This is a genomic window from Chromobacterium sp. Rain0013 (assembly GCF_015291765.1).
GTDB classification, from domain to species: domain Bacteria; phylum Pseudomonadota; class Gammaproteobacteria; order Burkholderiales; family Chromobacteriaceae; genus Chromobacterium; species Chromobacterium haemolyticum.
The window spans coordinates 4,406,311-4,429,803 of sequence record NZ_CP031514.1 but is presented as its reverse complement, the minus strand read 5'-3'; the positions used below and the strand labels follow the sequence as shown (position 1 = coordinate 4,429,803).

The 23,493-nt window shown below is 60.5% G+C and carries 23 protein-coding genes; 14 read left to right on the top strand and 9 right to left on the bottom strand.

Annotated features, from left to right (window positions below; genetic code table 11):
• The first annotated feature begins 89 nt into the window (after positions 1-89).
• Positions 90-1,673, top strand: a complete 1,584-nt coding sequence (locus tag DXT74_RS20140; RefSeq protein WP_194426859.1) for an ABC transporter substrate-binding protein — start codon at positions 90-92, stop codon at positions 1,671-1,673.
• Between the two features lie 647 nt (positions 1,674-2,320).
• Positions 2,321-2,971 (top strand): TetR/AcrR family transcriptional regulator, encoded by a 651-nt coding sequence (locus DXT74_RS20135; protein ID WP_081546138.1) that lies wholly within the window; start codon positions 2,321-2,323, stop codon positions 2,969-2,971.
• On the opposite strand, the gene DXT74_RS20130 is transcribed toward DXT74_RS20135, so the two are convergent.
• Together DXT74_RS20130 and DXT74_RS20125 are read right to left on the bottom strand one after the other, a co-directional pair.
• Complete coding sequence (locus tag DXT74_RS20130) at positions 2,968-4,395, bottom strand: sensor histidine kinase (RefSeq protein WP_194426858.1); 1,428 nt, start codon at positions 4,393-4,395, stop codon at positions 2,968-2,970. The two genes, DXT74_RS20135 and DXT74_RS20130, sit on opposite strands and share 4 nt — an antisense overlap.
• Positions 4,396-5,061 carry a response regulator gene (locus DXT74_RS20125; protein WP_019103304.1) on the bottom strand — a complete coding sequence of 222 codons (666 nt, stop codon included), beginning with the start codon at positions 5,059-5,061 and terminating at the stop codon, positions 4,396-4,398.
• Positions 5,062-5,185: 124 nt separating this feature from the next.
• Here DXT74_RS20125 and DXT74_RS20120 point away from each other — a divergent pair, with 124 nt between their 5' ends.
• The 3 genes from DXT74_RS20120 (at position 5,186) to DXT74_RS20110 (ending at position 9,185) form a co-directional block, all read left to right on the top strand.
• Complete coding sequence (locus DXT74_RS20120) at positions 5,186-6,277, top strand: ABC transporter substrate-binding protein (protein WP_194426857.1); 1,092 nt, start codon at positions 5,186-5,188, stop codon at positions 6,275-6,277.
• A 99-nt stretch (positions 6,278-6,376) separates the two neighbouring features.
• Positions 6,377-8,122: an iron ABC transporter permease gene (locus tag DXT74_RS20115; protein ID WP_114153798.1), complete on the top strand. Its 1,746-nt coding sequence runs from the start codon at positions 6,377-6,379 to the stop codon at positions 8,120-8,122.
• Positions 8,115-9,185: an ABC transporter ATP-binding protein gene (locus DXT74_RS20110; RefSeq protein ID WP_194426856.1), complete on the top strand. Its 1,071-nt coding sequence runs from the start codon at positions 8,115-8,117 to the stop codon at positions 9,183-9,185. The genes DXT74_RS20115 and DXT74_RS20110 overlap by 8 nt, the downstream gene beginning before the upstream one ends.
• Positions 9,186-9,399: 214 nt before the next feature.
• On the opposite strand, the gene DXT74_RS20105 is transcribed toward DXT74_RS20110, so the two are convergent.
• Positions 9,400-10,503, bottom strand: a complete 1,104-nt coding sequence (locus DXT74_RS20105; RefSeq protein ID WP_194426855.1) for a porin — start codon at positions 10,501-10,503, stop codon at positions 9,400-9,402.
• A 676-nt stretch (positions 10,504-11,179) separates the two neighbouring features.
• Between DXT74_RS20105 and DXT74_RS20100 the strand changes: the two genes are divergently transcribed.
• Positions 11,180-12,457 (top strand): O-acetylhomoserine aminocarboxypropyltransferase/cysteine synthase family protein, encoded by a 1,278-nt coding sequence (locus DXT74_RS20100; RefSeq protein WP_081546152.1) that lies wholly within the window; start codon positions 11,180-11,182, stop codon positions 12,455-12,457.
• Between the two features lie 93 nt (positions 12,458-12,550).
• On the opposite strand, the gene DXT74_RS20095 is transcribed toward DXT74_RS20100, so the two are convergent.
• The 3 genes from DXT74_RS20095 to DXT74_RS20085 form a co-directional block, all read right to left on the bottom strand.
• Positions 12,551-13,003, bottom strand: coding sequence for a BLUF domain-containing protein (locus DXT74_RS20095; RefSeq protein ID WP_081554249.1), 453 nt, complete (start codon positions 13,001-13,003; stop codon positions 12,551-12,553).
• Between the two features lie 189 nt (positions 13,004-13,192).
• On the bottom strand, positions 13,193-14,122 hold the full coding sequence (locus DXT74_RS20090) for a hypothetical protein (protein ID WP_194426854.1): 930 nt from the start codon (positions 14,120-14,122) through the stop codon (positions 13,193-13,195).
• 1 nt (position 14,123) lies between these two features.
• Positions 14,124-14,696 carry a LemA family protein gene (locus DXT74_RS20085; RefSeq protein WP_194426853.1) on the bottom strand — a complete coding sequence of 191 codons (573 nt, stop codon included), beginning with the start codon at positions 14,694-14,696 and terminating at the stop codon, positions 14,124-14,126.
• A gap of 131 nt (positions 14,697-14,827) precedes the next feature.
• On the opposite strand from DXT74_RS20085, the gene DXT74_RS20080 reads away from it, so the two are divergent.
• A complete protein-coding gene (locus tag DXT74_RS20080) occupies positions 14,828-15,718 on the top strand; it encodes a Rossmann-like and DUF2520 domain-containing protein (protein ID WP_194426852.1) in 891 nt (296 codons plus the stop codon).
• A 118-nt stretch (positions 15,719-15,836) separates the two neighbouring features.
• Here the strand turns inward: DXT74_RS20080 and pncB are convergent, their stop codons facing one another.
• Genes pncB through DXT74_RS20065 form a run of 3 tightly spaced genes read right to left on the bottom strand, consistent with a single transcriptional unit; the run spans position 15,837 to position 18,336 of the window.
• On the bottom strand, positions 15,837-17,036 hold the full coding sequence (gene pncB / locus DXT74_RS20075; protein WP_039756072.1) for a nicotinate phosphoribosyltransferase: 1,200 nt from the start codon (positions 17,034-17,036) through the stop codon (positions 15,837-15,839).
• Positions 17,037-17,053: 17 nt separating this feature from the next.
• Positions 17,054-17,758 (bottom strand): SAM-dependent methyltransferase, encoded by a 705-nt coding sequence (locus tag DXT74_RS20070; protein WP_081546160.1) that lies wholly within the window; start codon positions 17,756-17,758, stop codon positions 17,054-17,056.
• Complete coding sequence (locus tag DXT74_RS20065) at positions 17,755-18,336, bottom strand: nucleoside triphosphate pyrophosphatase (RefSeq protein ID WP_043591835.1); 582 nt, start codon at positions 18,334-18,336, stop codon at positions 17,755-17,757. Before DXT74_RS20065 ends, DXT74_RS20070 begins: the two co-directional genes overlap by 4 nt.
• 107 nt (positions 18,337-18,443) lie before the next feature.
• Between DXT74_RS20065 and DXT74_RS20060 the strand changes: the two genes are divergently transcribed.
• From DXT74_RS20060 to acpP, 7 genes are all read left to right on the top strand, one after another.
• The gene (locus tag DXT74_RS20060) at positions 18,444-18,947 is read left to right on the top strand and encodes a YceD family protein (protein WP_043591833.1); all 504 of its coding nucleotides are present in this window, start codon (positions 18,444-18,446) and stop codon (positions 18,945-18,947) included.
• 46 nt (positions 18,948-18,993) lie between these two features.
• Positions 18,994-19,173: a 50S ribosomal protein L32 gene (rpmF, locus tag DXT74_RS20055; RefSeq protein WP_011136965.1), complete on the top strand. Its 180-nt coding sequence runs from the start codon at positions 18,994-18,996 to the stop codon at positions 19,171-19,173.
• 57 nt (positions 19,174-19,230) lie between these two features.
• Positions 19,231-20,268, top strand: coding sequence for a phosphate acyltransferase PlsX (gene plsX / locus DXT74_RS20050; RefSeq protein ID WP_194426851.1), 1,038 nt, complete (start codon positions 19,231-19,233; stop codon positions 20,266-20,268).
• A gap of 5 nt (positions 20,269-20,273) precedes the next feature.
• Entirely contained in the window at positions 20,274-21,233 is a 960-nt protein-coding gene (locus tag DXT74_RS20045) for a beta-ketoacyl-ACP synthase III (RefSeq protein ID WP_019103319.1), read from the top strand.
• A gap of 129 nt (positions 21,234-21,362) precedes the next feature.
• Positions 21,363-22,292 carry an ACP S-malonyltransferase gene (gene fabD / locus DXT74_RS20040; RefSeq protein ID WP_019103320.1) on the top strand — a complete coding sequence of 310 codons (930 nt, stop codon included), beginning with the start codon at positions 21,363-21,365 and terminating at the stop codon, positions 22,290-22,292.
• A 53-nt stretch (positions 22,293-22,345) separates the two neighbouring features.
• Positions 22,346-23,083: a 3-oxoacyl-ACP reductase FabG gene (fabG, locus tag DXT74_RS20035; RefSeq protein ID WP_019103321.1), complete on the top strand. Its 738-nt coding sequence runs from the start codon at positions 22,346-22,348 to the stop codon at positions 23,081-23,083.
• 106 nt (positions 23,084-23,189) lie between these two features.
• Positions 23,190-23,429, top strand: coding sequence for an acyl carrier protein (gene acpP, locus DXT74_RS20030; RefSeq protein WP_019103041.1), 240 nt, complete (start codon positions 23,190-23,192; stop codon positions 23,427-23,429).
• Positions 23,430-23,493 lie beyond the last annotated feature (64 nt).

Genomic DNA, 23,493 nt, shown 5'->3' with positions numbered 1-23,493 from the left:
GCATAATCGATGGTTTGTTTTTTGCGCCTATTCGCTTAACCTTCGTTTCTGATACCGAAGATGCCATGCAGTTTGATAAGGAAATGCCGATGAACAAGCAATTGACGCTTTTGGCCTTGGCCCTGACACCCACCCTGGCGCTGGCCGCTCGCCCGTTGACCGTGTGCACGGACGCCAATCCGGAGGGGTTCGACGTGGTGCAGTACAACTCCCTCGTCACCACCAATGCGTCGGCGGACGTGCTGATGAACCGCTTGGTCGAATACGATCCGGCTACTCGCAAAGTGACTCCGGGGCTGGCCGCAAGCTGGCAGGTCAGCGAGGACGGCCTCAGCTATACCTTCAAGCTGCGTCCCAATGTCGCGTTTCACGCCACCGATTATTTCAAGCCTGGCCGCAAGCTGACGGCCGACGACGTAGTGTTCACCTTCGAACGCATGCTCAACCCCGCGCACCCTTGGTACAAGAGCGCGCCGAACGGTTATCCGCACGCGCAGTCGATGCAGTTTCCCAAGCTGATCAAGGCCGTGCAGAAGGTCGATGCCAATACCGTGCGTTTCGAGCTGAACTATCCGGAAGCCACCTTTCTGTCCAGCCTGACGATGGGCTTCGCGTCGATCTACTCGGCTGAATACGCCGGGCAGTTGCTGGCGGCCGGTCGTCAGGCGGACTTGAACGCCAAGCCCATCGGTACCGGCCCTTTTGTCTTCCGTAGCTTCCAGAAGGACGCGGTGGTGCGCTACGCGCCAAACCCCGCTTATTGGGGCGCCAAACCCAAGGTCGGAGCGTTGATCTACGCCATCACTCCTGATTCGGCGGTGCGGGCGCAGAAATTGAAGGCGGGAGAGTGCCAGCTGGCCTTGTCGCCCAAGCCGCAGGATGTGTTGGCGGCCAAGGCCGATTCCAAGCTGCAGGTGTTGCAGACTCCTGCTTTCATGACGGCTTTCATCGCCTTCAACAGCCAGAAAAAGCCGCTGAACAACCCCTTGGTGCGGCAAGCGCTCAACCTGGCTTTCGATAAGAGCAGCTACCTGAAAACGGTATTCGACAACACCGCCACCGCGGCGGACCTGCCTTATCCGCCCAATACGTGGAGTTATAACAAGGGCGTGAAACCCTATCCCTACGATACGGCGCGAGCCAAGAAGCTGTTGGCCCAGGCAGGCTATCCAGACGGTTTCGAAACCACGGTATGGGTGCGGCCCAGCGGCAGCACGCTGAACCCCAATCCCAAGGCCGGCGCCGAGCTGTTGCAGTCGGATCTGGCCAAGATCGGCGTTAAGGTGCAGATCAAGGTGATCGAGTGGGGGGAGCTGATCAAGCGCGCCAAAGCCGGAGAGCATGAGTTATTGTTCATGGGTTGGGCTGGCGACAATGGCGACCCGGACAACTTCCTGACACCGCAATTCTCCTGCTCGGCTGTGCAGTCCGGCACCAATTTCGCGCGTTTCTGCGACGCCAAGCTGGACAAGCTCATCAGCGACGGCAAGAAGAGCAGCGACTTCGCGCAGCGCGCCAAACTGTATCTGGCGGCGCAAAAGTTGATCCAGGAACAGGCCCTGTGGCTGCCGTTGGCGCATCCCACCGCTTACGCATTGGCAAGCAAGAGTTTGAGCGGCTATGCGGTTAGCCCGTTTGGGCGGGTGGACTTTGGGCGGGCGCAGTTGAATTGAGCCCGGCGGACTGGCCGCTTGCGGCTGGTCCGTCAGGTTTTGTCAGCATCTGGCGCTAGACTCAGGGTAATGTTCGGATGCGAACTTATAAGTGAATATTTTCCCGTATCAACTAATTCAGCATCGTATTTTTGTTGAAATGTTGTTTTAGAGTATTTATTTTTTCGATTAGAAACTGTCTGCTTCCTAAGGATGACATTGCTTGAGTGTGTGCTTGTTATCTTGAGAAGAAGCGCAGTGCGCCGAGAGCGAGTGGGCTGAGGGCTGGGGAGTCAAAGGCGGGTGCAAGCGATTATCTTGGCGATGGCGCTGTTTTTCGCATATCAGCGGCGATCTTGCCGCTATTTTCCCACGTTGCGCGGATGCCACGCCGGCCGCTAGACCACGATGGACGCGGCTGCGAGGACAGCCTGTCATGCAAAATGTTCCAAATCATTAGAACTAAGCAATTTAATAATAATTATTTTAATTTTTGCGACCTCTTTTTAAGTGTTATTGGGAAATAATCTTAAAAAGGACAGCGTTTTTTGGGTTGTCCCTAGTTGAAACTACTCACTGGCCTATTTAGCGTGCGCTCACCCTCGCTTATGGCAAAAGTTTCGCGTATCATCAAAGCTTGGTTGGGATAAACATGACATAAGAATATAATGCAAACTAGACGAACACAACAAAGTCGTAGGGAGTCCACCATTGGGAAACTGGTGGAAGCGGCCATCGAGTGTCTGCTGGAGTTTGGCTATCACGGTACCAGCGTGCAGTTGATCTGCAGCCGGGCCGGCGTCTCTCAGGGGGCCTTGTTCCGCCATTTCGCTACCAAGAACGAACTGATGCTGCCGGTGGGGCGCAAGGTAGTCGACGATATTTTCGAGGCCGGGCTCAAGCTGGCGGCGGAAATGCCCGGCACGATGCCGGAAGAGGAGAGAATCGTCGCGCTGATGAAGGCCTTGGTGCTGTCGCCGCGCCACATCGTGTTGATGGAACTGCTGATGGCGGCCCGAACCACCGCCGACCTGCGGGAAATCTTCCTGGCCAGCTCCAGCAACTACTTCCGCGATCGCTTCGTCGCGATGATGGCATCGCTGTTTCCGCGTTACGCGATCTCTACCGGCTTCTTCGCTACTTTGCTGACCATGATGACCACCTTCCACGGCATGGCCTTGTACCGGATGCTGAACGAGCATCCGGAAGGGGACAAAATGCGCGAACAGTGGTTGCTGACCGCTTTGCGCACCGAACTGGAGCGCATCCGAGCGGAAGGCGCCGATAGCCGTAACCCTTTGTACCAGCTTCCGTTCTAAACCGCTTCGTTGCCGGCCGGGGGGAACTGCAGTTTGACGCGGAGCCCGCCCCCGGCGTTGCGGCTTAACTCCACCGCCGCTCCGTGCCGGTGGGCGATCTCCCTGACAATGGCCAAGCCAAGGCCGCTGCCGCTACTGGCTGCGCCGGCGATGCGATAAAAACGCAGCCATACCTTGTCTAGTTCCGTTTCTGCGATGCCGTGGCCGTTGTCGTCGACACGCAGCCACGGCGTCGGCAACCCGCCGGCCGCAATCGTGATTTGCGCGTCCCTGTCCCTGGGGTGGTAGCGGATGGCGTTGTCCAGGAGGTTGGCCAGCAATTCCCGCAGCAGACCGGCGTTGCCGCGTATCCGCACCGTATCTTCTCCTTCGTAACCCAGATCCGCGCCTTGGCCGTGCGCCCAGGGCGCTTGCTCCAGTGCCCAGTCCCTGACCCAGGCGGCCAGGTCCATGTCGTCCAGTTTGATGGATTGGCCGTTGTCCGGCTCTACCCGCGCCAGTTGCAATAGCTGATGCACGCCATGGCTGGCGCTGTCCAGCGAGGCGAGCAGTTTGTCCAGTTGCTGGCGCAATGAGGGTTCGAGCGCCTGGCGACGCGCCAGCTCCGCTTGAGTCCGCATCACCGCCAGCGGCGTTTTCAGCTGATGGGCGGCGTCGTCGATGAAGCGGCGGCGCGCCGCCTGCAATTTGTGCCAGCGCACGCCTTGCTGGTTCAGGGCTTCCACCAAGGGCGTCAACTCGGTGGGTAGTTCGCGGCTGGGCAGGGGACTGAGATCGGTTTCCTTGCGGGCCACTACATTACGGGACAGACGACGCAAAGGGCGCAGGCTGTGGCCGACCGCCAGCAGCACGATGGCGAGCATGAGGATGCCGAGCAGTGTTTCCTGCGCCAGGGATCCGATGAGCAAGGTGCGCGCCAGTTGCTCCCGGGATTCCGGCGTTTCCGCCACTTGTATCCACACGTCCTGACTGCGCAGCGTGCTCATGTCGCGCACCGATACCCGCAAGGTCAGCAGGCGCAGCGTTTCGCCGTGGTAGGTGATGTCCATGTAATCGGGCTGGTAGCGGATGGACTCGCGCCGGCTCGGCGGCGGCAGCGGCAAGTCGTCGTAACCTGTGAGCAACGCGCCGTCCGCGCGGCTGACGCGGTAGAAGACCTTGCCGGAAGCGTTGGACTCGAACATTTGCAAAGCGAAATAGGGGATGTCCACGCTGACGGCGCCGTCGTGGGCGGCGACGCCGTCGGCGATGGCGCGGCCGGAACTGAGCAACATGCGGTCGAAGGCGGTATTGGCCGCCTGCAAGGCGCGGTTGTAAGTCATCCAGCCGTCCAGCGCCAGCATCAGCAGCAGCGGAACGGACAGCCCGAGCAGCAATTGCTTGCGCAAGCTGGCGGGTTTGAGACGGGAGAGGGCGGTTCGCATTTACGGAGTGGTCAACAGATAGCCCAGCCCGCGCAGGGTCACGATGGAAACCGGCTGGCCGGCCAGTTTCTTGCGCAGGCGGTGCACATAGATTTCTATGGCTTCGGCGCTGCCGGTTTCATCCAGGCCGAAAATCTTTTCCGACAGCTGGCTCTTGCCGATGGCCTTGCCGCCTTGCAACATCAACACTTCCAGCACCGCGTGTTCGCGCGGCGTCAGATGCAGCGCGTCGCCGCTCAGTTGAAACTGGCGTCCGACGCTGTCGTAGCTAAGGGGGCCTAATTCCAGCAGAGGGCTCTCTCTGCCGTGGCTACGGCGGATCAGCGCGCGCACCCGCGCCTCCAGTTCATTGAGATCGAAGGGCTTGGCCAGATAGTCGTCGGCCCCCAGGTCCAGCCCGCGCACCCGCTCCTCCACCGAGCCGTGCGCGGTCAGTATCAGCACCGGCAGTGTTTGTTTGCGGCCGCGCAGCCGGCGCAGCACTTCCCAGCCGTTGAGTTTGGGTAGGTCCAAGTCAAGGATGGCCAGCGCGTAGTCCTGGGTGCGGAGCACATGATCGGCGTCGCTGCCGTTGAGCATGCAGTCCACGGCGAAGCCGGCCTGGCGCAAGGCCTGGGCCAGCGATTCGGACAAGGCCGGATTGTCTTCGACTAAGAGCAAGCGCATGGTGTGGGTCACTGAAAGCGGATTGAAAGCTTTACTCTAATATCATGGCTGGGGAAGCGAAGCCAATAGAGCTGCGCGATTCGAAAGATGTCGCGAACATCTTCATCTACCTAGGAGCAACACCATGAATAGAGTCAGAAGCCTGTCCGCGCTGTGCTGTGCGCTGGGTTCCGCCGCCGCTTGGGCGGCGCTGCCAGCCGGCTATCCCGCCGCTTACCAGAATTTGGTGGACGCCGCCGTCAAGGAGGGCAAGGTGGTGGTGTACTCAGCCACGGACAGTGCCGCGGCGAGGCCCTTGATCAAGGATTTCCAAGCCTTGTATCCCGGCGTCAAAGTGGAATATCACGATATGAACAGCACCGAGATCTACAACCGCTTCATCAGCGAGAACGCGGCCAATAGCGCCAGCGCCGATGTGGTGTGGAGCTCGGCGATGGATTTGCAGGTGAAGTTCGTCAATGATGGCTACGCCGCCAGCTACGCCTCGCCGGAGGCGGCCAATATACCGACCTGGGCGCATTATCAACAGCAAGCCTACGGCACCACCTACGAGCCGGTGGCCATTGTCTACAACAAGCGTTTGCTGAAGCCGGAGGAAATCCCGCAGACCCGCGCCGACCTGGTGCGCATCCTCAAGGCGAACCCGGTCCGTTTCAAAGGCAAGGTCACGACTTACGATGTGGAAAAGTCCGGCGTCGGCTTCAATTTTCTGACTCAGGACGTGCGCCATAACGCCAACGGGGCCTGGGAGTTGGCGCGTACGCTTGGCGCCACGGGGGTCAAACTGCAAACCTCCACCGGTGCGATGATGGAGCGGATCTCCTCGGGCGAGAACCTGATCGGCTACAACATCCTTGGCTCCTACGCTTACGCCAAGGCGAAAAAAGACCCGGCCATCGGCTACGTTTATCCCAAGGATTACACCCAAGTGGTCAGCCGCTTGGCCATCATTTCCAAGAAGGCGCGCAATCCCGGTGCAGCGCGGCTGTGGCTGGATTATTTGCTGTCCAAGCGCGGCCAAAGCGTGTTGGCCAATCAGTCCGAGCTGTTCTCGCTGCGCAGCGACGTGAGCGGCGCGGCTTCCATCGCTGCCTTGAACCAGCAATTGGGCGGCAGCGCCAAACCTATCCAGGTGGGCACCGGCCTGCTGGTCTATCTGGACCAGGCCAAGCGGCTGGACTTCATGCGTAGCTGGCAGCAAGCGCTGAAGAAGTAGCGTGTCCTCGGCCGCAGCGGCCGACATTTCCAATGACAGAATCAGCCGTCCGCCGCGCGCGGACGGCGCAGAGGCCTGCGCGCAGGTCTGGGAGCAAGCATGAACTCTTCCATTAATCCGGCAGTCCCCGTTGAGACGGCCAAGGCCGCCGTCCACGGCGGCTGGCCACGCGGGAGCGCCGCCGGCCGTTGGCTGGTCTTGGGCGTGCTGGCCCTGCTGGTATTGGCCCCGCTATCGTTGGTGGTCTACCAAAGCCTGCTGGATCAGCCTTTTTTCATGGCGGACAAGAACGTGGGGCTGGTCGCCTATCGCTTTGTGTTCACCGATCCCGATTTCTGGTCCGCGCTCGGCAATTCGCTGGTGATCGCCGCCGGCATGGCGCTGATCGCTATTCCGCTGGGCGGGGTGCTGGCGTTTTTGATGGCGCGCACCGACTTGCCCGGGCGGCGTTGGCTGGAGCCCTTGCTGCTGACGCCGGTGTTCGTGTCGCCCATGGTGCTGGCCTTCGGTTATGTGGTGGCGGCCGGGCCGGTGGGTTTTTATTCTTTATGGTTCAAGCAGTGGTTCGGCGTGGAAGAGGTGCCGTGGAACATCTATTCCCTGCTGAGTATCGCGGTAGTGGCGGGGCTGACTCATGTGCCGCATGTCTATCTGTACGCGTCGGCGGCCTTGCGCAATCTGGGCTCGGATGTGGAAGAGGCCGCGCGCGTGGCCGGCGCCAGTCCCTTCCGCGTGGCGCGGGACGTCAGCCTGCCGATGGTGATGCCCTCCATGCTGTTTGCCGGCGTGCTGGTGGTGTTTCTCGGTTTCGAGGTATTCGGCCTGCCGCTGGTGCTGGGCGATCCGGAAGGGCATCTGGTGCTGGCCACTTATCTGTACAAGCTGACCAATAAACTCGGCGTGCCGTCCTATCACCTGATGGCCGCGGTGGCAGTGTGTCTGATCGCCATTACTTTCCCGCTGGTCCTGTTGCAGCGCCGATTGTTGCGCAGCGCTCAGCGTTTCGTCGCGCTCAAGGGCAAGGCCGGCCGCCAGCATCCGCTATCGCTGGGGCCTTGGCGTTATCTGGCGCTGGCCATCGTGCTGTTGTGGCTGTTTCTCACCGTGGTGGTGCCGATTTCCGGCATTGCGCTGCGCTCCGTGGTCAGTCACTGGGGCGAGGGCGTGTCCTTGCTGGAGACCTTGACGCTGGATCATTACGCGCTGGTGTTCGAGGAAGACAACATCGTCCGCGCCATCGTCAACACGCTGGGCGTCGGCGTGATCGGCGGCGCGCTGGCGGTGGGCTTCTACACCCTGGTCGGTTTCGCGGGTCATCGCCGCCACGATTGGGGGGCGCGCTTGCTGGATTATCTGGTGCTGTTGCCTCGCGCGGTGCCGGGCATCCTGGCCGGCTTGGCCTTTCTGTGGGTGTTCTTGTTTGTGCCCGGCCTACAAGGCGCGAAGAACAGCATGCTGTCGATCTGGCTGGCCTACACCGTGGTCTGGCTGGCCTATGGCATGCGCTTGGTGCAGAGCGCCTTGCTGCAAGTAGGGCCGGAGCTGGAAGAAGCCGCTCGCACCGCCGGGGCCAGTCAGCGGCGGACCAGTCTGGACGTGACCTTGCCTTTGATCCGTTTTGGTCTGCTGTCCAGTTGGCTGCTGATCTTCATGATTTTCGAGCGGGAGTATTCGACTGCGGTGTATTTGTTGTCGCCGGGCACCGAGGTGATCGGTTCCCTGCTGGTGTCCTTGTGGGCCACCGGCGCGGTGGACCAAGTGGCGGCTCTGTCTGTGATCAATATTTTGATGGTGGGCGCCGGCTTGGCGCTGGCCTTGCGTCTGGGAGTGAAACTGCATGACTAAGCTGAGCGTGCGCGATCTGCATCTGAATTACGATCAGAATCCAATCTTGAAGGGTGTCTCCTTTGATCTAGCCGCCGGCCAGGTGGTGTCCTTGCTTGGCGCTTCCGGCAGCGGCAAGACCACTTTGCTGCGCGCTATCGCCGGGCTGGAGCAGCCGTCGGCCGGTCAAATCCTGCTGGACGGCGGGCCTTTGTATGACGCGTCCGCCGGTTGTAATCTGGCGGTGGAGCAGCGTTCCCTCGGCCTGGTGTTCCAGTCTTACGCCTTGTGGCCGCATCGCACCGTGGCGCAGAACGTCGGCTATGGTTTGAAATTGCGCCAGACTTCGACGGCGGAGATCGCCGCAAGGGTGAGGCAGATTCTGGACAAGCTGGGGCTAGGGCATCTGGCGGAGCGCTATCCGCATCAATTGTCCGGCGGCCAGCAGCAGCGCGTGGCTATCGCCCGGGCGCTGATTTACAACCCGCCGGTGATCCTGCTGGACGAGCCGCTGTCCAATCTGGATGCCAAGCTGCGCGAAGAGGCGCGCGCGTGGTTGCGCGAACTGATCGTGTCGATGAACTTGTCCGCCTTGTGCGTCACCCACGATCAGGGTGAGGCGATGGCGATGTCGGACCAGATTTTGTTGTTGAAGAACGGTCGCATCGAACAGGCAGGCAGTCCTACCGAGCTGTATTCCGCGCCGGCTTCCCTTTATACCGCGCAATTCATGGGGGCCAACAATACGTTGCAGGCCAAGGTGGCTGCTCGGGATGGCGCCAGCGTCACCTTGCTGGGCGAGGGCTGGCAACTTCGCGCCACTGCGAGGCAGGCATTGCAGGTGGGGCAGCAGGCTGAGGCGGTGATCCGTTTGGAACGGTTGCGCGTGCAAGATGAGCCGGGCGGCAACAGCCTGCCGGCCCACTTGATCGCGTCGATGTATTTGGGCGACCGCTGGGAATACCTGTTGCAACATGGAGATCTGCGCTTGCGCGCCTTTGGTCAGCAAGCCAAGCCCAAGGGCGAGTGCTGGGTGGAATTCGGGCTGGAGGATACTTGGGCGTTCGAGGCGGCGCCGGCCTGATTCGCGGCGAAGCAGGGCCATCACAGGGCGAGCGTGCAGCTTGCCCTTTTTTCATGGAGGTGTGGCGGAGACTGACTGCTGCTAGAGACTATCGTCTATGGCTATCGCAGGAATGGCCGTGAGCTGGAGAAGAAGGCTCCGGCAATGAAAAAGGCCCGCTTGCGCGGGCCTTTTTCTCATTCATGTTCGTAGGTTCTTGCGTCGAACCGACAAATTAGAACGCGTGGATCATGTTCAGGCCGAAAGCCTTCAGATCTTTGTTGGCATCCTTCACGCCGCCTTTAACGTCGATCTGACCGTATTGCGCGCCGAAGGTGGTGCGCTTGGAGATCGCGTAGTCAACACCCAGTACGTACTGGTTGTAGCCGGTGTCGTTCAGTTTCACGCCGCCTGCTTCAACCTTGTCGCCATGAGCGTAGGTGAATTTCGGGGTGAAAGCACCAAGGGTGTAGGCAGCAGTCAGAGCGTATTCGCGAGTTTTAACTTTGGTATTGCCGTCAAAGTTGCCGGGAATAACAAAACCCGGAGTTACGTATTTGCTCCAACCAACGATATCTACACCACCTTTTTGCTGTTGGTAGCCGAAGGCAACCAGCAGGTTGTTGGCGTTGTAACCAACTTCCAAGCGATGCTTATCGTTAGCAGTCTGGTTCACGTTAAAAGACATGCCAGTGTTGTCTTTTATGCCATCAACAAGCGCTTTGCTTTCATGGATGTAAGCGTATTTGCCGAAGAAGCCGCTGTTTTCATAGCCCAAGCCAACGATGGAAGTTTCGCGAGCTTTGGTGTTCGTGCTCTTGTCTTCTTTGGTGCCGTATTGCAGGGCAGCGCTGAAGCCAGCGATGCTCGGCAGGTCGTAGCGTACGGAGTTCTTCAGACGGGTGCCGTCGCGAGTGAATACGCCCAGGCCCAGTGCGTCGTTCTTGTATTCCCAGCTGTCAACGATGCCCATGTCGCTGTCCAGGAAGTTGGACACGTTGCCCAGACGAACGGTACCCAGATCGCTTTGCAAGCCGATGAAGGAGTTACGGTTGGCGAAGGTGCCGCTGCTGCTATTAGCGGAGCCGTCATCATTTGCTTTACCGGTGCCATCAATGCCAAAACCGGTTTCAACTTGCCAGATAGCCTTCAGACCGTTGCCCAGGTCTTCTTTGCCTTTGAAGCCGATACGGGAACCCAGGTCGTCGATGTTGGTTTGCTTGGTGGAACCATTGTCAACGTATTCAACGCCGCCTTTGATTTTGCCGTAGATGGTCACGTCAGCGAAAGCTGCAGCCGGCAGAGTAGCTACCAGCAGGGCGATCAGACTCTTTTTCATGGTCAAGTCATCCTTTTATATGGGTTTAGGAATGTGAGCAAATGCTATTGGCTAAGTTGTGTAAATGCAACTTTTAGGTAAATGCGGTGTTGCAAATCAACAACCAATTGTTGCTTTGTATGTGTGGTTTTACATGGAAATGTCTTGCTAAGCCAATGAAGTAAATGGGTAAATCATGAAAATGGCTCATTGCGTGCAAGTGTTGTAAAAACGCACTTGCTGGCGGAAAGCCTTATGCTAAAGGGGTATCGGCGGTGAGAGGAAGAATGGAATGATTCGGAGAGGTGAAAAAAAATAAGCCCGCGAGGAGCGGGCTCAAAAATCAACGTGACTTGAAGAGAATTCACGATGCCGCAAGACGCACATCGGAACGAATTCACAATCGAATCATAATAGAAAGCGATGTCTATGTAAATAGCTTGAAAAGAGATGGGTACTTGAATATATGCTATTGGCTGTGAGTGCTAACTTGTTGTTTGTAAAATATGTTTTGTTTTATTTTGTCTGTTTTGAAGTTGTACGAGGTTTGCAGTCTGTTCTTGCGTCCGCATAGATTGTTTGGTTTGGCGGTGTTAGGTTTCGCTTCTTTTGTTGGTCTTGGTTCCCGGTTAAGGTAGGTGGGTGGCATGGGCGAACGGTATGCCACTTACCCTGAATAGAAGGAAGGACCGACAAGATGAAGCTGGAAACCCTGGCAGTGCATGCCGGCTATGCGCCGGATCCGACAACCAAGGCGGTGGCGGTGCCCTTGTACCAAACCACCAGCTACGCATTCGACAGCACTCAGCACGGTGCGGATCTGTTTGATCTCAAAGTGCAGGGCAATATCTATACCCGCATCATGAACCCGACCACCGATGTGCTGGAAAAGCGGGTGGCTGCGCTGGAGGGCGGGATTGGCGCGCTGGCGGTGGCTTCCGGCATGGCGGCGATCACGTACGCGATACAAACTGTTGCCGAGGCCGGCGACAACATCATCGCGACCAGCACCCTGTATGGCGGCACTTACAATTTATTCGCCCACACGCTGCCGCAGCTAGGCATCGAGGTGCGCTTTGTCAGTCACCGTCATCCGGAGCAAATAGGAGAAAAGGCGGATGCGCGCACCAAGGCGGTGTTTTGCGAGTCCATTGGTAACCCGCTGGGCAATGTGGTCGACTTCGCCGCTTTCGCCGAGCAAGCGCATCGCCATGGTCTGCCCTTGATCGTCGACAACACGGTGCCGTCGCCTTATCTATGCCGACCGTTCGAGCACGGCGCCGATATCGTGGTGCACAGCCTGACCAAATATCTGGGCGGACACGGCAACAGCATAGGCGGCGCTATTGTCGATAGCGGCCGTTTCCCTTGGGCCGAGCATGCCGAGCGCTTCGCACGCTTGAACACGCCGGACGTCAGCTATCACGGCGTCAACTATGTGGAAGCGCTGGGGGCGGCGGCCTATATCGCGCGGGCGCGAGTGGTGCCCTTGCGCAATATGGGAGCGGCGCTGGCGCCGTTCAACGCCTTTCTGATTTTGCAAGGCATAGAGACACTGGCGTTGCGCATGGACCGAATCTGCGCCAACGCGCAGCAAGTGGCCGAGCATCTGCGAGCTCATCCTGCGGTGGAGTGGGTTGAATACGCCGGGCTGGAAGATCACCCGGACCACCACCTTGCCCAGCGTTACTTCGGCGGCCGGGCTTCCGGTGTGCTGTCCTTTGGCATCCGGGGCGGCGCGGCGGCAGGCGGGCGCTTCATCGACGCTTTGCAACTGGTGACCCGGCTGGTGAATATCGGCGACGCCAAATCGCTGGCCTGCCACCCGGCCACCACCACTCATCGCCAGTTGTCGGCTGATGAGCAATTGCGCGCCGGGGTGCGGCCGGAAATGGTGCGTTTGTCGATAGGCATCGAACATATCGACGACATTCTGGCCGACATCGACCAGGCGCTCACTGCTGCGGCGCGGTAACGCTTGTTTGCGGATGTGTGAGGCAAGATGGAGGGCCGAAGAGGGGGTTGTGCAAGCCGCGGTTGATCGCGAAGACACTATATATAGATGGATTCAGCCGCGGTGCAGCACTTGCGGATTCATGCCGTTGGGCAGGTGGTGATGCCATTTGCCGTCGAGAAAGCTTTGAATCACATGCTGGACCTTGCCGTGCAGCGTCCAGCCGGCGTCTCGGGCGATGGCGGCCGCGGATAGCGGTTTGCCATCGGCTTGCGGCACCGGAGCAAGGTATTCCAGCGGATGGTTCGCCAGAATGGGGTGTTCGATCTCCTCGCGCGACAGCAAAGTCAGTTGATGGTGCAACGGGTCGCGCGCGATGCGTTGATAGAGCGCATCGATGTTTTCTTCAGGGCCTTCCAGTATTTGCAGAAAGTCGTCGTTCAGCATCAGCAGCACGCTGGCGATGCCCTGGCTTTGGTTGTAGTCGCGAAAATGGCGGATGCGCTTATGCATGGTTTCGGCTGAAACCGGGTGGTGGGCTGCGCTGCTATAGATTAGGCGGATCATGTGCGCTCCTGCCGCGTGGCGATTGCTCTGGTTTCAGTATAGAGGTTTAGAACGTGTTTACGATCTCGCGAGCTAAGGCGAGGCAAGGCGAAAACGGCTGAGAAAGCGGAATGTACGCGTGGCACATGAGCATTTTGAGCTTGTTTTTAACGCCGTATCGCCGACGCGCAGCAGACTTTGAGCAGGTTTTTAGAGCCGAGCCAGCTTGAGCCAGCCCAATACGCAGGCAAACGCCACGGCGGTGTGGAGCCAGGCTCGGCGGCGGAACCATCGCGCGCTTTGCTCCGGCGACAAGGTGGTGATGATGAGCGGCCCGCTTTGCTCATCGCCGCTCAGCAGCAAGGAGGCCGGCTGTCGCGCCAGTTCCTGCTGCAGGGCGATGACTTCGCGTTGCGCCGCCGCGCGCGCCAGCGACCACTCCTGTTCGCTGAGTTGGCCGTCTCCGTCCAGGTCGAAGCGGCGCAACAGGTCTTCCTTGTCGTTTTTCCATTCCGCCAGTTTGGCGCCGATGTCCAGGCGCAAGTCCAGGGCGGTGGCGCGAAAATCCAGGCGTCGCAACTGGCCGCGGACATAGATGGCCTCGTCTTCGTCTATCCATTCCTCTATCAGCAGCATGCCATCTTCGTGCCAGCGGCGCCGGTGGCGGGCGACCACTTGCGCGGTGCCGGGGAGGATGGTGGCTTCCGCGTCGCCGTCCACTAGCAGGAAGCTGTCGTCGCTGCTGATTTCCGGCGGGTTGGTACTGGTCGCCATTCGGTTGGAGCGTTGTAAGGCCCAGGCCAGCCAGTCATCCCAGTCCAGCTTGCGGCGCTCGTCTACGCGCCAGCAGCGATACCAAGCGCAGCGCCGGCCGCTTAAGGGGCTGTAGTTGGGCGCGCCGGGATGGCAGCGGGCCCGGCCGCATAATTCGACCTGACCCAACGCCGCGCTGCCCAGCCTGGAGGTGGGCGTGTCCGCCACCTGGCGATAATGGCGGTAGTTCATGCGCCAGCTTATCAGCCCGACGATGGCCGCGATCAGCAGGCCGTGGCGGGCTTCTCCGCCAAGGAGCCATATGGCTGCGGCCAGCAGATACAGGGTCAGCCCCAGGACTTGCAGCACAGAGGGGAGCGCCGGCATGTCAGTCGCGCGCGAACAGCGCTTTCATGTCCACGTCGCGGGTTTCCGCGGCGGCAAAACGCAGGGGCCGGGCCGGCGGGAAGTGAAATAATCGGGCCAGCAGCACATCGGGGAACTGTTCGATGCGGGCGTTGTGGAGTTTGACCGCCTCATTGTAAAGTTCGCGGCGATCCGCCAGCGCTTCTTCCAGTTGGCTGATGCGCGCGCTTAATTGCGAGAATTGCTGATCCGCCTGCAGCGCCGGATAGGCTTCGACCACCGCGTACAGCTGGCTGATCAGGCCGTGCAGGCGGCCTTCCGCTGCGCCGAGGGCTTCCGGATCCCGGGCCCGGGCGGAATCGGCCACCGCGCCGCGGGCGGCCATTACCTGAGTCAGGGTTTCCTGTTCGAACTGGGCGTATTGCCGGCACACCTCCACCAGCTTAGGCAACTCGTCGTGTCGCTGTTTGAGGGTGACATCGATATTGGCCCAGCTTTGCGTCAACTGGTGCTTCAAATTGATCAGCGCGTTGTATAGCGTGATCAGGTAGAGAAAGACGGCGGCGATGACGCCGAGAAAAACGGCGAGCTTCATGGTGAGATCTCTCCGGAGGCAGGCGTCGCCGATGCGCGGCGTCCATGCACCGCATTATCGTGCAACGATGTTTTTTTGTCTGCGCCCGGGTCGGGTCTCGCCCAGGCGGTTGAGATATTCAGGGGGGGAGCGTGATTCGGATCAACATCATAGGCGCGGGGCGCCTGGGCAAGACCTTGGCGGCGTTGGCGCGGCGTTCCGGCCGCTACAGCGTGCAGGACGTGATGACGCGCAATATGGACTCCGCCGCCGCCGCCTGCGCCTTCATCGGCATGGGCCGGCCGGTGACGGAGTGGGCGGATTTGGCCGCCGCCGATCTTTATCTGCTGGCGGTGCCGGATGCGGCGATCGCCGATTGTGCCCAGCGGCTGGCCGCGTCCGGCGTGCCGTCCGGCGCGGTGGTGTTTCACGCCAGCGGCGTTAGCGGGGCCGAATTATTGCGGCCGACGGCGGCGCGCGGCGCGCATATCGGCAGCCTGCATCCGGCATTTTCCTTCGCCGATCCCGCTGTCGCGCTTGAAGGGTTTTCCGGCGTGCTGTGCGCGCTGGAGGGCGATGCCGAGGCGTGCGCCGCTTTGCGGGCGCTGGCGCAGGCCATAGGCGGCCTGCCGTTTCGGTTGGCCGACGGCGGCAAACCGGCCTATCACGCGGCCTTGTCGGTGGCGTCCAATTATCTAGTGACGCTGATGGCCATCGCGCGGCGTTTAGCCTGCCAGGGCGGCGTGCCGGAAGAATTGTTGACGCCTTTGCTGGGAGGGTTGATGCGGCAGACCTTGGGCAATGCGTTGGCGCTAGGGCCGCAAGCGGCCTTGACCGGGCCGATCGCGCGGGGCGACGCGTCGACGGTGGCCCTGCATTTGCAGGCGATGGACGACGGCGAGCTGCGCGCCGTCTATCAAGCCTTGGGCAGGCAGACGGTCGCGCTGGCCGGCGAAGGGTTGCCAGAACCGGCGCGCCGGCAAGTGCTGAGCGCGCTGGCGTTCGAGGAGGGCTCCGAGCCTGTTCAAGGTCTCGCGAGCTAGGGCGAGACAGGCGAAAACGGCTGAGAAAGCGGAATGTGCGCGTGGTACATGAGCATTTCGAAGCCGGCGCTCATCGCACAATTTCCCTTCCGACGCGCAGCGGACTTTGAGTGCGCTCTCAGGTTGGCAGCGCCACCTTGAACACCTGGCGCAGATAGGCGAGGAAGGTTTCGTCGCTGCACATGGTCTTGCCCGGGCTGTCGGACAGCTTGGCCACCGGCTGGCCGTTGCAGCTGACCAATTTGAGGACGATTTGCAGTGGCTCAAGCCCCATGTCGTTGGTGAAATGAGTGCCGATGCCGAAGCTGACTTGTATATTGGGGCTGAAGTGGCGGTGCAGGTCCAGCGCGCTGTCCACGCTCAGGCCATCGCTGAAGGTCAGCATTTTGGTGGCCGGGTCGATGCGCAGCTTGCGGTAATGCGCGATCGCCTTTTCGCCCCATTGATAGGGGTCGCCGCTGTCATGGCGCAGGCCGTCGAACAGCTTGGCGAAATAAAGGTCAAAGTCCGCCAGGAAAGCGTCCATGCCCACCACGTCGGTCAGCGCGATGCCGAGGTCGCCGCGATATTCCTGCACCCAGGATTCCAATGCCGCCTTCTGGAAATCGCGCAGCCGCACCCCCAGCGCCTGGAAGGCTTGGAAAAACTCATGCGCCATGGTGCCTATCGGGGTGATGCCCAGTTTCCAGGCCAGATAAACATTGCTGGTGCCGCGGAAAATGTCCGGCAGCGCGTTGTTCAGGCGCTCCACCACGTGCTGCTGCCATTCCCGGCTGAAGCGGCGGCGGGTGCCGAAATCGGCGATCAGCAAGGGGAAGCGTTGCTGTTCGGCCTCGCTGTCGCGGAAGCGTTCCAGCACGGCAATCTTGGCTTCCAGCCGGCGGAGGCCCTCGGCGCGGACCTCGGCTGAATCGAGGCGGCGGAAATACAGTTCGTTGACGATGGCGAGCACGAAGATTTCAAAGAACATCGCTTGCACCAGCGGGCCCTTGATGCGAATCACCAGTTCCTCGTCTTGGCAGGACACAGTGATGAAGCGCCGCTGCAGGTGGAACAGCTCCAGGTAATCGACGAAATCGCTCTTGATGAAGCGTAGCGTGCGCAGATGGGCCAGCTCTTCCTGGGTGAAGTGCAACTGGCACAGCCAGTCCAGTTGCGCTTCCAACTCCTTCTTCAGCTGGGTCAGCGGCATGTCTGGACGGTTGCGGCACTTGAACTCGTACTCTCCGTGCGAGGCGGGGAACTGGTGCAGCACCACTTGCAGCATGGTGAACTTGTAAAGATCGGTATCCAGCAGGGAGTGGATCAGCGGCGGAATTTTGGCCATGGGCGGGCTCAGGCGGCGTGAATGATGAAAATGGCCGGACGTTTGTGCAGATCCGGCGCGTCTTTGGGCCAGTCCTTGACCCGGCGACTGACGATGGTCTGGCTCGGCAAAGTCAGGTCGCAAGCCACTGCCAGCCGGGTGGCGGGGGACAGCGTGTCCCGCAGCTGTTGCAGCAAGGCGTTGTTGCGGTACGGCGTTTCGATGAAGACTTGAGTTTCGTTGCGCTGGCGCGAACGCAGCTCCAGTTCCTTGACGATTTTGGCCTTGTCCGCGGCGTCCACCGGCAGATAGCCGTGGAAGGCGAAGCACTGTCCGTTGGCGCCGCTGGCCATCAGCGCCAGCAGGATGGAGGAGGGGCCGATCAAGGGCTCCACTCGCAAGCCGCGTTCGTGCGCCAGCGCCACCAGTTGCGCGCCGGGGTCGGCCACCGCCGGGCAGCCGGCTTCGGAAATCAGGCCGAGGTCGTGGCCGTCCAGCAGAGGTTGGAGCAAGGCGGCCACGTCGGCGGCCGGGGTGTGCTCGTTCAGCGTGCTCATGGCGAGTTCGCGGATGGGCGCGCTGACGCCCAGCGCCTTCAGATGCTTGCGCGCGGTTTTTTCGGCCTCCACCACGAAGCGGGTCAGGTGCAGCACCTTGGCGCGTTCGGCTTCGGGCAGCCAGGCGATGGATTCGTCGCCCAAGGGGGCGGGGATTAGAAACAGGGTGCCGCTCATCGCAAAATCTCCACGCCTTCGTTGGCCAGCATCGTAATCAATTTGAACAAGGGCACGCCGATCAACGCGTTGGGGTCGTCGGATTCCACGCGTTCCAGCAGCGCGCCGCCCAGGCCTTCGCTCTTGGCGCTGCCGGCGCAGTGCAGCGCGTCCGGTTCGCGTTCCAGGTAGTTGCGGATTTGCGCTTCGCTCAGCTCGCGCAAGGTAACGCGGGTGATGCCCACCGTTTCCTGCAGGCGGCCTTCGGCGCTGTTATACAAGGCCAGCGCCGAATGGAAGACGACGGTACGGCCGCTCATCCATTGCAACATCTTGACGCCGTTTTCAAACGATCCTGGCTTGCCTATCTGCTGTCCGTCAAGCAAAGCCACTTGGTCGGAACCTATAATCAGCGCTTGCGGATGCTTCTCCGCCAGCGATTGCGCCTTGGCGCGCGCCAGCCTCAGCGCGGTTTCCAGCGCGGTTTCGCCCGGCAGCGGGGTTTCGTCGCACACCGGCGGTTCGGCGTGGAAGGGCAGGCCCAGACGGGCGATGATTTCTTGGCGATAGCGGGAAGTGGAGGCCAGTACGATCTGCATGGTGTGGACGTCGCTTGTTGCGGAGCCGGGGCGGCCTGGCGGCGCGCGCGGAGGGCTCCTTGTTTCTTTTGACAAATCAGGGGAATGGATTGTACCATGCGAGGTTTATGTCTAAACCGATTTTGATCGATCCGCTCAAGTTCGCCCGGGAAGGGCGTTCGCAAGCCGGCAAACTGCCGGTTGGCGAGCTGGATGAGCGTGTGCACAGCGACCTGTCCGACGCCTCCGGGGAAGTAAAATACGCCCTGGACGGTTTTCGCGACCGGTTGAACCGTTTGTCGCTGCGTCTTCATTTGTCGGCGGAACTCAAAGTGACTTGCCAGCGCTGCATGGAAAGCATGCCGTACAGCCTGGACACCGATTCGGTGGTCACCTTGTTTACCGATCCGGACAAGCTGGAAGAAGCTTGCGAGCAAGACGAAGAGCTGGACGCGATCATCGCCGAACCGGAACTGAACCTGACTGCGCTGATCGAAGACGAAATCATTATGGGCTTGCCGTTGTCGCCGAAACACGACGATTGCGGCAGGGAAACTCTCTCGCTCGCCAAGGCTGACAAGCCCAATCCGTTTGCGGTGCTGGCGGCGCTTAAGAGACCCAAGTCCGAGTAAAACCCGGATTCGAACCGAATCTACTTGAATTTCTTAGGAGTCGACCATGGCTGTTCAACAGAACAAAAAGTCCCCGTCCAAGCGCGGCATGCATCGTGCACACGATTTTCTGACCGCCCCGGCATTGGCCGTAGAAGCCAGCACCGGTGAAGCACACCTGCGCCACCACATCAGCCCGAACGGTTTTTACCGCGGCCGCAAAGTTGTGAAGACCAAGGGCGAGTAATCTCCCCGTTTTCCTACTTTCCTCACTGATTAGGCAGCACTATTACCGCACTCGTTGATGACTATCACCGTCGCGGTTGATGCAATGGGCGGTGACGTTGGCCTCAAGGTTACCGTCCCTGCATCGATCCAATTCCTGCAGAACCATCCCGACACCCGTTTGATTCTTGTTGGCGACCAGCCTGCCCTAGAGGCGGAACTGGACGCGCACCAAGGCGTCGCGCGTGAACGCATCCGCATCCAGCACGCTACCCAAGTGGTGGGCATGGATGAGGCGCCTCAGTTCGCCTTGAAAAACAAGAAAGACTCGTCGATGCGGGTGGCCATCAATCTGGTCAAAGAAGGCGAGGCTCAGGCCGCCGTGTCCGCCGGCAATACCGGCGCCCTAATGGCGACCGCGCGTTTCGTGCTCAAGACCATTCCCGGCATCGACCGGCCCGCCATCGCCAAGATGCTGCCCACCGTCAAGGGCTTGTCTTGCGTGCTGGACTTGGGCGCCAACGTCGATTGCACTCCAGAACAACTGTTGCAGTTCGGCATCATGGGGTCCGAACTGGTGGTGTGCCTTAGCGGCATCGCCACTCCTAGCGTGGGCCTGCTGAACATCGGCTCGGAAGACATCAAGGGCAACGACAATATCAAGAAGACCGCTGAACTGCTGCGCCAGTCCGAACTCAATTTCCACGGCAACGTGGAGGGCGACGACATCTGTAAAGGCACGGTGGATGTGGTAGTCTGCGACGGTTTCACCGGCAATGTGGCTTTGAAGACAGCTGAGGGGCTGGCTCACATGTTCGCCGTGTTCCTGAGAGAAGAGTTTGGCCGCAGTTGGTGGACGCGCTTGTGCGCGCTGGCCGCGCTGCCGGTGCTCAAGCTCTTCAAGAAACGCATTGATCCTCGCCGCTACAACGGCGCCAGCTTGCTGGGGCTGCGCGGCATCGTGGTGAAAAGCCACGGCGGGACCGATGTCACAGGATTCCGTTACGCGCTGGAGCAGGCTTGCGAGGAAGCCGGCTCCGACGTGATTGGTCACATCGCCGACCGGATTGCGCACCAATTAAATAATCTCAAGCAGTCCGAGGCGGAAGCGAACTGACAACCATGGGCTATTCCCGCATTCTAGGCACCGGCAGCTTTCTGCCCGAGCAGGTGCTCACCAATGCGCAGTTGGCCGAACGCGTGGATACCAGCGACGAGTGGATAGTCTCGCGCACTGGCATCCACGCGCGCCATATTGCGGCAGAGGAACACAAAACCAGCGATCTCGCGCTCAAGGCGGCGGAAGCCGCGATCCAGAGCGCGGGCATCGACAAGCACGAGATCGATCTGATCATCGTCGCCACCACCACTCCCGACATGGTTTTCCCCAGCACAGCCTGTTTGCTGCAGGAAAAACTGGGCATTCCCGGCTGCGCGGCGTTTGACGTGCAGGCGGTATGCGCCGGCTTCATGTTCGCCTTGGTAACCGCCAACAACTACATCAAGAGCGGCATGGCCCGTCGCGCCTTGGTGGTGGGCGCGGAAATCATGTCGCGGGTGCTGGATTGGGACGACCGCCGCACCTGTGTGCTGTTCGGCGACGGCGCCGGCGCGGTGATTCTCGGCGATTCCGACGAGCCGGGCATCCTGCACGCCAAGCTGGCGGCGGATGGGCGCTACAAGGACATTCTCAACACCCCGGCCCAGATTTCAGGCGGCAAGATCCAGGGCATGCCCTATCTGCACATGGATGGCCCGGCTGTGTTCAAATTCGCGGTCAAGGCCTTGTCCGACATCGCCGTCAAGACGCTGGCGGAAGCCGGCGTCGACAAGAGCGAAGTGGACTGGCTGGTGCCGCATCAGGCCAATTTGCGCATCATCGAATCCACCGCCAAGCATTTGGGCTTGCCGATGGACCGCGTGATCGTCACATTGCCGCAACAGGGCAATACTTCCGCCGCATCGATTCCGCTGGCCTTGGACAGCGCGGTGCGCGACGGGCGCATTCGTCGGGGCCAGACCGTATTGCTTGAAGGTATAGGCGGCGGTTTCGCCTGGGGCGCTGTATTGTTGAAGATCTGATCCAAACATTGGCGCGCAAGCCGCCGACGGCTGACCGTGAGGTCACTAGTCTGAGCGATATTTGATCGTTAGGCTTGGCAGACGTCGCCGGTTTGCGTCATTCTTGCGTCGAATTCTCAGGAGTCGACTATGGCGTTTGCATTTCTGTTCCCGGGCCAAGGCTCGCAAAGCTTGAAAATGATGGATGGCTTTGCCGATTTGCCCGTGGTGAAACACACTTTTGACGAAGCATCGGACGCCTTGAGCGTCGACCTGTGGGCGATGCTGCAGGCGGACTCGGCCGACGAGATCAACGCCACCGTCAACACCCAGCCCATCATGCTGGCCGCCGGCTACGCCACTTACCTGGCCTGGCAGGAGTTGAACGGCCGGCAGCCGACGCTGGTGGCCGGTCACAGCCTGGGCGAATACACCGCCTTGGTGGCGGCGGCGGCGCTGCCCTTCGCCGAAGCGGTGAAACTGGTGCGTCTGCGCGCCGAGGCGATGCAATCCGCGGTGCCCGTGGGCGTCGGCGCGATGGCCGCCATCCTGAACTTGTCCGACGAGGACATCCGCGCCGCTTGCGCGGAAGCGGCTCAGGGCGAAGTGGTGGAAGCGGTCAATTTCAATTCGCCGGGCCAGGTGGTGATCGCCGGGCATAAAGGCGCGGTGGAACGGGCCATGGAGCAGTGCAAGGCCCGCGGCGCCAAGCGCGCGCTGCCCTTGCCGGTGTCCGTGCCCTCGCATTGCGCGCTGATGCGGCCCGCGGCGGAGCAGCTTGCCGCGGCGCTGGAACAGGCGGACATCAGCGCTCCGGCCATTCCGGTGCTGCACAACGCAGACGTCGCCAGCTACACCGAGCCGGCGCAGATTCGCGACGCGCTGACGCGCCAGTTGTACATGCCGGTGCGTTGGACCGAGACCATCCAGAAGCTGGCCGCCGATGGCGTGACGCAGATGGCGGAATGCGGGCCGGGCAGGGTATTGGCCGGCTTGGCGAAGCGCATCGACGGTAACGTCAAATGTCTGGCGCTGACTGATGTGGCGGCGCTGGAAGCCGCTCGCGGCGAACTGAACTGAATGTAATGCGGCCTCGCCAAGACGGGGCCGGGAATAACGATAAGGAGACTGCAATGAGCCTGCAAGGCAAAGTGGCATTGGTCACCGGCGCATCGCGCGGCATCGGCGCGGCGATCGCCGCGGCGCTGGCCGCCGAAGGCGCCGTGGTGATCGGCACCGCAACCAGCGAGGCCGGCGCAGCGAGCATCCATGAGCGTCTGTCCGCACAGGGCGGCGCCGGCAGGGTGCTGAATGTGACCGAGGCCGGCGCGATCGACGCGCTGGTCGAATCCATCGAGAAAGAATTCGGCGCAATCGCGATCCTGGTCAATAATGCCGGCATCACTCGCGACGGCTTGCTGATGCGGATGAAGGACGAAGACTGGGACGACATCATGGACACCAATTTGAAATCGGTGTTCAAGGCGTCCAAGGCTGTGCTGCGGGGCATGATGAAGGCGCGCTTCGGCCGCATCATCAATATCGCCTCGGTAGTGGGCGTGTCCGGCAATCCGGGCCAGACCAACTATTCTGCGGCCAAGGCCGGCATCATCGGCTTCACCAAGTCGATGGCGCGCGAAGTGGGCAGCCGCAACATCACCGTCAATTGCGTGGCGCCCGGCTTCATTGATACCGACATGACCCGCGCGCTGCCGGAAGCGCAACGCGCGGCGCTGGTCGAGCAGATTGCCCTGGGCCGCCTGGGCGACGCCAAGGATATCGCCGACGCCACCGCATTTTTGGCGTCGGATCGCGCTGGCTATATCACCGGCCAGACGCTGCATGTCAACGGCGGCATGTTGATGCCGTGAACGAGCTTGCGGCCCGCCTGGAGATTTAGGTAGGCTGCTCTAATTTTTTTTTGTAGAATACCGGGGTTTTGTTATCCCGAATCAGAAAGGTCAAGGGTTTAAACAAATGGAAAACATCGAAGCGCGCGTTAAGAAGATCGTTGCCGAACAACTGGGCGTGAACGAAGCCGAAGTGAAAATCGAATCTTCGTTCGTGGACGATCTGGGCGCCGACTCCCTCGACACCGTTGAGCTGGTAATGGCTCTGGAAGAAGAGTTCGAGTGCGAAATTCCGGATGAAGAGGCCGAGAAGATCACCACCGTTCAGCAAGCCGTCGACTACGTCACTGCTCACTTGAACAAGTAATTCCTTCCCTTTCGAGGGGTATTAGGACCTCTGCCCGGAGCCTTCTGGTCTCTTCGCAGAGGTC